Origin of the sequence: Bacillus sp. JJ1532 (genome assembly GCF_036965085.1) — a bacterium.
Taxonomy (GTDB): Bacteria; Bacillota; Bacilli; order Bacillales; family Cytobacillaceae; genus Cytobacillus.
Genome location: NZ_JBALOW010000012.1, coordinates 65348 through 73776 on the forward strand (window position 1 = coordinate 65348; position 8429 = coordinate 73776).

At 38.4% G+C, this 8429-nt stretch carries 6 protein-coding genes, 8 tRNA genes and 2 riboswitches; of the genes, 2 read left to right on the top strand and 12 right to left on the bottom strand.

The genetic code is table 11. The features are described from left to right. Positions 1 to 16: 16 nt before the first annotated feature. Genes V7122_RS05405 through V7122_RS05415 form a run of 3 tightly spaced genes read right to left on the bottom strand, consistent with a single transcriptional unit; the run spans position 17 to position 2668 of the window. Complete coding sequence (locus V7122_RS05405; RefSeq protein WP_335345483.1) at positions 17 to 778, bottom strand: iron ABC transporter ATP-binding protein; 762 nt, start codon at positions 776 to 778, stop codon at positions 17 to 19. After that, positions 775 to 1725, bottom strand: coding sequence for an iron chelate uptake ABC transporter family permease subunit (locus tag V7122_RS05410; RefSeq protein ID WP_335525995.1), 951 nt, complete (start codon positions 1723 to 1725; stop codon positions 775 to 777). Before V7122_RS05410 ends, V7122_RS05405 begins: the two co-directional genes overlap by 4 nt. Beyond that, positions 1718 to 2668 carry an ABC transporter permease gene (locus V7122_RS05415; RefSeq protein ID WP_335525996.1) on the bottom strand — a complete coding sequence of 317 codons (951 nt, stop codon included), beginning with the start codon at positions 2666 to 2668 and terminating at the stop codon, positions 1718 to 1720. Before V7122_RS05415 ends, V7122_RS05410 begins: the two co-directional genes overlap by 8 nt. A 299-nt stretch (positions 2669 to 2967) precedes the next feature. Next, positions 2968 to 3077, top strand: a riboswitch (SAM riboswitch). 70 nt (positions 3078 to 3147) lie between these two features. Next, positions 3148 to 3337, top strand: a riboswitch (cobalamin riboswitch). A gap of 152 nt (positions 3338 to 3489) precedes the next feature. Between V7122_RS05415 and metE the strand changes: the two genes are divergently transcribed. Continuing rightward, on the top strand, positions 3490 to 5790 hold the full coding sequence (gene metE, locus V7122_RS05420) for a 5-methyltetrahydropteroyltriglutamate--homocysteine S-methyltransferase (RefSeq protein WP_335525997.1): 2301 nt from the start codon (positions 3490 to 3492) through the stop codon (positions 5788 to 5790). Between the two features lie 214 nt (positions 5791 to 6004). Further along, complete coding sequence (locus V7122_RS05425; protein ID WP_335486253.1) at positions 6005 to 6415, top strand: hypothetical protein; 411 nt, start codon at positions 6005 to 6007, stop codon at positions 6413 to 6415. Between the two features lie 117 nt (positions 6416 to 6532). On the opposite strand, the gene V7122_RS05430 is transcribed toward V7122_RS05425, so the two are convergent. The 9 genes from V7122_RS05430 to V7122_RS05470 form a co-directional block, all read right to left on the bottom strand. Beyond that, positions 6533 to 7171, bottom strand: coding sequence for a HEAT repeat domain-containing protein (locus V7122_RS05430; protein ID WP_335525998.1), 639 nt, complete (start codon positions 7169 to 7171; stop codon positions 6533 to 6535). A 348-nt stretch (positions 7172 to 7519) separates the two neighbouring features. Beyond that, a tRNA-Asn gene (locus tag V7122_RS05435) sits at positions 7520 to 7594 on the bottom strand. A gap of 163 nt (positions 7595 to 7757) precedes the next feature. Beyond that, positions 7758 to 7831 (bottom strand) — tRNA-Ile (locus V7122_RS05440). Between the two features lie 9 nt (positions 7832 to 7840). Continuing rightward, positions 7841 to 7914, bottom strand: a tRNA-Gly gene (locus tag V7122_RS05445). Between the two features lie 10 nt (positions 7915 to 7924). Further along, positions 7925 to 7998: transfer RNA gene (locus V7122_RS05450), tRNA-Cys, on the bottom strand. A gap of 10 nt (positions 7999 to 8008) precedes the next feature. Next, a tRNA-Gln gene (locus tag V7122_RS05455) sits at positions 8009 to 8083 on the bottom strand. A 39-nt stretch (positions 8084 to 8122) separates the two neighbouring features. After that, positions 8123 to 8198, bottom strand: a tRNA-His gene (locus V7122_RS05460). A gap of 23 nt (positions 8199 to 8221) precedes the next feature. Continuing rightward, positions 8222 to 8295 (bottom strand) — tRNA-Trp (locus V7122_RS05465). Positions 8296 to 8300: 5 nt separating this feature from the next. Further along, positions 8301 to 8385 (bottom strand) — tRNA-Tyr (locus V7122_RS05470). Between the last annotated feature and the right edge of the window lie 44 nt (positions 8386 to 8429).

The window sequence follows — 8429 nt, forward strand, 5'->3', positions numbered from 1 at the left end:
TCATTAATCCCCTTTTCTATGAGTTAAAGTACACGCAAATTCGGCAATCGTTTATTTTTTTAATTGGAATATCCATATCATATATTTCTCTTAATGAATCCGACTGAATGATTTCATTTGTCGGCCCATTCTTTACAACTTTCCCGTCCTTCAATGCTACAATGCGGTCTGAATAAACAGACGCGAAATTAATATCATGCAGAACAATGACTACTGTTTTTCCCAACTCATCCACAAGACCGCGAAGAATCTTCATAATTTGGACAGAATGCTTCATATCTAAATTATTCAGCGGCTCATCTAGTAAAATATAGTCCGTATCCTGTGCAATCACCATGGCGATAAATGCTCGCTGACGCTGGCCTCCAGATAATTCATCAAGAAAATCATGCTGCATATCAGTTAAACCCATGTATGTAATGGCTTGATCCACCATTTTCTCATCTTCCTCATTCAGATGCCCTTTCGAATATGGGAACCTCCCAAACGACACGAGTTCACGGATTGTCAGCCTTACATTCATATAGTTGGATTGTTTTAAGATAGACACACGCTTGGAAAAGTCATTCGGTTTCATTTTCTTAACGTGAGAGTTTTCAATCAGTACCTCACCCGTATCCGCTTCGATTAATCGGCTAACCATCGACAGCAGCGTAGATTTTCCAGCTCCATTTGGACCGATAAAGGACGTGATTTGTCCTGGATGAATATCGACTGTCACATTTTCAACGACAGGCTTTTTTCCATAGAATTTGGATAAAGCTCGGACTTGAATCAATTAGATCGACTCTCCTTAAGCAGTAAAAATATGAAATACACGCCACCGAAAAAGTTAATGATGACACTGAGCGTTGTCGAGAAGGTAAAGATTCGCTCTACAACCCACTGACCTCCCACAAGCGCAATGATACTCATGACCATCGCACCACTAATGATTGTGGTGTGCCTGTAGGTTTTGAAAAACTGATACGATAAATTGGCTACGATCAGACCGAAAAACGTAATCGGCCCAACTAATGCGGTAGCAATGGAAATTAAAATAGCTACTAAAACGAGCATCCTTTTCACAATTAGATCGTATGGAACACCAAGGTTCACGGCATGATCACGGCCAAGTGAGATAACGTCCAAGTAGTTCATTGATCGAAAACCTATTACAATTGCGATGATGATGATGCTTAATGCAATCCATACTAAATCACCATTCACATTATTAAAGCTTGCAAACATTCTATCTTGCACTCTTTGAAACTCATTCGGATCAATAAGCACCTGCAGGAAAGTAGAAATGCTGGAGAAAAACGTTCCTACGATAATCCCAACAAGCAAAAGGAAGTATATCGGCCGCTTTCCATTTTTAAAAAGCAGTTGGTAGAGTAATAAAGCAAATACAATCATCGCCACGACTGATAAAAAGAAATTATACTGCCGATTTGCAACCAATACATGACTGGATCCTAAAAAGAAAATAATAACCGTTTGAATGAGTAAATACAGGGAATCCAGGCCCATAATACTTGGTGTTAAAATGCGATTATGCGAAATTGTTTGGAAAACTACTGTAGCATACGCAATGGCTATACCCGTTAAGACCATGGCAATGACCTTAACTCCTCTTCGCGGCAATGCATAATCGAAGCTTCCATTTAAACCATGAAATAAATAAATGCTGCAAAACATAATCGCTATTACGGCGAGTATGATCATTTTTATAGAATTACGCATACGCCTTCCTCCTAAAGAGTAAATAGAGGAAGATTCCGCTGCCAATGACTCCGACCATCAAGCTAATCGAGATCTCATACGGGTAAATAATAACCCTACCCAGAATGTCACACAAAAGCAGGAACGAGGAGCCAAGTAATGCTGTATGTGGCAAGGTCTTTTGCAAATGATCTCCTTTAAAAATTGACACAATATTTGGGATTATTAAGCCAAGAAATGGGATCATCCCGACTGTTAGCACAACCGTAACCGTTATTAATGCAACAAGAATAAGTCCAAAATTCACTATCCGTTTATAGGATAAACCTAAGTTTTTCGAAAAATCATCCCCCATACCTGCTACTGTAAAGCGATTCGCAAATAAATAGGCCACTGCTAACAATGGAATCGTTATGTATAGAAGCTCATATCGTCCCTTCATAATCATTGAAAAATCACCCTGGAGCCATGCAGACATATTTTGAATAACATCTGCCCGATAAGCAAAAAAAGTCGTAATCGAAGACAAGATGTTTCCAAACATTAAACCAACAAGCGGAATAAAAATTGCATCCTTAAATTTAATTCGGTCGAGCAATTGCATAAACAAAAGCGTGCCGGCAAGCGCAAACACAAAGGCAACAACCATTTTTTCAAAAAGGGACGCATTCGCAAACAACAGCATTGACACTAAAATCCCAAGTCTAGTGGCGTCAAGTGTACCCGCTGTTGTTGGGGAAACAAATTTATTCCGGCTGAGTTGCTGCATAATTAACCCTGCAATACTCATCCCTGCTCCCGCAATTAGGATCGCTAATAATCTTGGCAAGCGGCTGATAAGAAAGATTTGAGTTTCATCAGATTGCAGATTCAGCAAATCCTTCGGTGTTATATGGCTCACTCCAACAAATAAGGATAGGATTGAAAGTACAATGAGCGAGACGATAAGATATCTTTTTTTCATAACTATCTCCAATAAAGTTTGATTCTTTGTGAGTCTTGATGATATTGAAAATCATTATCACTAATACTCACAATTTTTATTATAGCAATCAGGAAATGATTGTCAATAATTAATTGAAAGTAATTATCATTATCATAAGAATCGTGCTTAACTACTACTTATACTCATGATAAATTTATTAACTCCCCTAATCCTTTTTCACTTACACTACTTTTGTAGTGTTTTTCCAAAATTCTTTGACAACTTATCTTTACCATGCTAACATGACTATTAAATTCAAAACATTTAAATATTAACAACTCTTATTCAGAGAGGTGGAGGGACTGGCCCTGTGAAGCCCGGCAACCATTCAATTACTTATTGAAAAGGTGCTAATTCCTGCAAAGCATATTGCTTTGGCAAATAAGAGAGGACTCCTTCAGTAGGAGTACAAGCCTCTCTTTTATTTTGAGAGGCTTTTATTTTTCCTTTAAAAAATTTAATAAACGAATGCATCAGGTGCTGTTAATTTTTTTCTCAGCTTAAAAGGGAAGTCCGGTGAAATTCCGACACGGTCCCGCCACTGTAATGGGGAGCAGCTTATCAGGAACCACTATTTCATTTGGAAATGGGAAGGGATAAGAAGCGATGAACCTAAGTCAGGAGACCTGCCTGTTGTATATGCTTGTACTCTACGAGGATATAGAGGGGAGTGAAGAATACGTGTTGAGAAAACCATTATGTCTCAACTCTAGTTAGCTATGCGTATGAATCTCTCTTTTCTACTTGAAAAGAGAGATTTTTTGTTGAGAAAAAATTAAAAATTAGGAGTGTAGGAAACGATGAGCCATGTAAGAAACTCGAATTTAGGTTATCCAAGAATTGGAGAAAAACGCGAATGGAAAAAAAGCCTCGAGCTGTATTGGGCAGGTCAATTAGAAAAAGACGAGTTTTTGAAGCAAATGGAACAAATTCGCCTTCAGCATCTGCAAAAGCAAATTGATCAAGGAATTGACTTAATCCCGGTTGGAGATTTTAGCTTGTATGATCATGTCCTTGATACAGCTGTCATGTTTGGATTAGTGCCAAAGCGTTTTGGCTATTCTGGAGGGAAAGTATCTCTAGAAACATATTTTAATATAGCGCGTGGAACGAAAGGTGCAGTTGCATCTGAAATGACGAAATGGTTTAACACTAACTATCACTATATTGTTCCAGAGCTGGACGAAGCTGAGCCTGCACTAGTAGAAAACCGTCCTCTCCAATTTTATAAAGAAGCTAAGCAAAAGCTTAATATTGAAGGTAAGCCTGTCATTTTGGGGCCTATTACATTTGTTTCTTTGGCAAAAGGCTATAAAGCAAGTCAATTTAAGGAAAAGGTTAATCAATTCGTACCGCTTTATGCTGAAATTTTACGAGAACTTCAGGATGAAGGCGTAGAATGGGTACAAATAGACGAGCCGATCCTTTCTACTTCTATTTCAAAAGATTTAATGGCCTTATTTAAAAATGTTTATCAAGCATTGTATGAAGCAGCTCCACATGTAAAAGTCATTTTACAAACGTATTTTGAAGCCGTTGAATTTTATGAAGACATCATCTCCCTCCCTGTTCACGGCATTGGGTTTGATTTTGTACATGACCAAGGGAAAAATCTTGAAGCTTTGAAAAAGTATGGGTACCCAAAGGATAAGGTGCTTGCTGCTGGAATCATTGACGGCCGCAATATTTGGCGTGCCAACCTTGAAAAACAATATTCGTTCCTTGAAGAAATTGGACAGTTTGTTTCCAAAAATCGTTTGATCGCACAGCCTTCATCAAGCTTATTGCATGTACCTGTGACGGTTAAAAGCGAAGATGTACTCGATAAGATTCTAAGTGATGCATTATCATTTGCAGATGAAAAGCTGTATGAAGTCGTTACACTCTCAAAAGGGATTCATGATGGAAAAGAAGCAATACAGAATAACATTCTAAAAAGTACAAAATCTATTGCTTTATTAAATCAATCTTCTTTTCGAAACAATAAAGCAGTTCAAGAATCCATCCAATACTTACATGCCTATAAGGCAGAACGTGAAGCTCCTTTTCAAGTACGCCAGAGGCTTCAAGAGAAGACCTTCCAATTGCCGCTCTTGCCGACAACAACCATTGGAAGCTTTCCGCAGACACAGGAAGTAAGAAAACAACGATTAAAATGGCGTAAAGGCGAGTTAACAAATGCAGATTATAAACATTTTATTCAAGCTGAAATTAAAAAGTGGATTGAGATACAGGAAGAGCTTGGCATTGACGTACTGGTGCATGGAGAGTTTGAACGTACAGATATGGTCGAATATTTCGGGGAAAAATTAGATGGATTTGTATTCACAAAATTTGGATGGGTGCAATCATATGGATCGCGTTGCGTAAAGCCGCCTCTTATTTACGGAGACGTATCATTTAAAGAGCCAATGACAGTTGAAGAAACCCTTTATGCCCAATCATTAACAGACAAGCCTGTAAAAGGTATGCTGACAGGTCCAATTACTATTTTAAACTGGTCGTTTGTACGTGACGATATTTCGCGATACGACGTTGCCAATCAAATTGCGCTTGCGCTTCGAAAAGAAATCGAAGAACTTGAAAAAAGCGGAATCCGTATGATTCAAGTTGATGAGCCGGCCATTCGTGAAGGGCTGCCATTAAAGCGTGAAAAGTGGGAGAGTTATCTTAGCGCAGCAGTCTATGCATTTAAGCTTGCAACGACAGCTGTACAAAATGAAACACAAATTCATACCCATATGTGTTACTCCGATTTTGAAGAAATTATTGACGCGATTCATGCCCTCGATGCAGATGTGATTTCAATCGAAACTTCAAGAAGTCACGGTGAACTTATTTATGCATTTGAAAATAATACGTATGATAAAGGGATTGGCCTTGGTGTATATGATATTCATAGCCCGCGTGTACCTGAACTTGACGAGCTTCTGGCAAATATTGATCGTGCCCTTCAAGTCCTTGATCCAAAGCTTTTCTGGATTAATCCGGATTGCGGTTTAAAAACACGCGGCGAGGCTGAGACCATCGCAGCACTTAAGGTAATGGTTGAAGCAGCGGAACAAACAAGAGGAAAATTACTTGTGACTAAGAAGCAATGATTCGGTAGTAAAACATCGGTCGGCCTATTTGACTAAGCACCTTTTGCTAGTCTTATGGACATTGGTCGACCTACATTTACATATTGATCAAAGCAAAAAAACTTTGACTTCTTTGTTAGCCAGTCCCCCAATCTTCAAGTAATAATACTTAAAAAATAGAAATAAGAATTGATATTAAGGATTATTTAAATGTTAAGAAGGTGGGATTACAACATTGGAGTTAATTGTTAAGGATAAAAACGGCATTATAGCAGAGTGTTTATATTATGGATACAAACGCGAAAATATGGTGAGTGGTTTTTTCCCCCTTCAATATGGGGATTTATTAACAATTTCAAACCATGGGAAATTTGTCTTTGGAATAGGTTGGTTTATTTTCATTACGATTAATGAATCTAAAAAAGAGTTTCTGTTTATGCCAGATCTTGAAGCAGCGATTCACTCTAAAAAGTTGGAATCATGCATCGATATTATGCTTGATTACTCTTTATCTACCTTTTATTTAGATAAATCCTTAGCAAGTCGTAACAAGGAATTATTTTTAACTTTGTCTAATAAACTGAAAGAGTCATCTTTTCTTTTGCATAGAATAACTAATAAATTCCCGGCGGAAAATCAAACATAGTAGTTTGCTTTTTCGATGACCAGGGAATTTATTAGTTATGTTGTATCGTGCAATACTCATTTCTTCATTTTTAAGTTTCAAATTATGCTTCTTTCATACATCAAATGTATTTATTAACTAGACAATCCCTTTATCTATCGCTTTTATTAATGACCTTGCTGCCTTTTTTACTACACCTTTTGGATCATCTTCATATTCTTCAGCTATTCCTCTTATTTCAAGAGTGTATTTATCAGTTGAATGACATACATGCAAAAACCCTTTTAAAACGCGCGCACGATGCTTGCCTTCCCAAACAAGCAAGGATTCCTTCAACAGTGGAAAAGCGGTTTGTGCTTCAGACTCTCCCACAGTCGCATAATTACATAAAGATTCTATCGCATAGTCTCTAACAATTGTACTTTTATCAGACTTGATTAGCTCTGTCAGCTGCGGCAACGCCTTTGAAATTTCTGATGGTATGTATGCTGTAATTAAAGCAATTGCGTGCATGGCTTCCCAGCGAACACGTGTCGTTTTATGCGAAAGCAAATTTAATAAATCATTAGCAAAAGCTAAGATCAATTCTGGCTGTTTTTCTGCAACTTTTGTAAAAACCTCGGCACAATCTCCAACAATAGCTGCCTCTTTTGATATTAGGCCTTCTCCTATTTCAATAAGTAAGCTTGGATTTTTAAGACAATCCATTGCTGCTTGACGATTTCCTTCTTCTGTCTTATCTCCAATCTGTGATGATAGTTTTATTATTATAGTCATTTCATCCCCTCCGTGCTAATCTGCTTCCCCATTCCTACTTTTGCCTTCCAAGCAAAACAGGCTAGGTAAATAAATTTTCTATACTAATACTTATAGCCGAATAAACAGAAAGTTAATCCTGGCTATAGTTCTGTTTAAAATTATACAATAAGGCATATACAATTATGTAACTATTTACCATGCGTTTAAAAGTGAATAGTATAATTCGAATTCATACAAAAAACCGCTATTCCATAGGTGGAAATAGCGGTTTTATTAGTTTATACCAATTGGTAATTTTTACAAATTTAGATAATATGAAACATTGACCAACACCTTAGGAGGCCGTTGTTCAATACAGATAAAAAGTGGCTCCGCAGGTAGGATTCGAACCTACGACCGTTCGGTTAACAGCCGAATGCTCTACCACTGAGCTACTGCGGAATAATTAATATAGTTCCCTAAAATCCATTTGGCTTAAGTAATGTGTTCCAAATCCCTACGTGATTTGTCACAGATTTTAAAAGTTTGCCATTCAGTGAAGGAATACTTCGCGGCTGCAAGCTTTAAAAATCCTCTACCACTGAGCTACTGCGGAATAAAAAGATGGGCCTAAATGGACTCGAACCATCGACCTCACGCTTATCAGGCGTGCGCTCTAACCAGCTGAGCTATAGGCCCATTATAATATGGAGCGGGTGAAGGGAATCGAACCCTCATCAACAGCTTGGAAGGCTGTGGTTTTACCACTAAACTACACCCGCATTATTTTGTTGGAGGCAGCACCCGGATTTGAACCGGGGATAAAGGTTTTGCAGACCTCTGCCTTACCACTTGGCTATGCCGCCTTAAGTAAAATGGCTGGGCTAGCTGGATTCGAACCAACGCATGTCGCAGTCAAAGTGCGATGCCTTACCGCTTGGCTATAGCCCACTGAAGTAACCTCAAGAATTGCTTCTCAGTAAAATAAAATGGGGCGGCTGATGGGAATCGAACCCACGAATGTCGGAACCACAATCCGATGCGTTAACCACTTCGCCACAACCGCCATAATTCATATATAATTTTATTTGGCAGGGGTAGTAGGAATCGAACCCACATCAAAGGTTTTGGAGACCTTCGTTTTACCATTAAACTATACCCCTATAAATGGTGGTGGGGGACGGATTCGAACCGCCGAACCCAAAGGGAGCGGATTTACAGTCCGCCGCGTTTAGCCACTTCGCTACCCCACCATATAAAAAAATAGGGATTTATATTATTAAATGGTGGCTCAGGA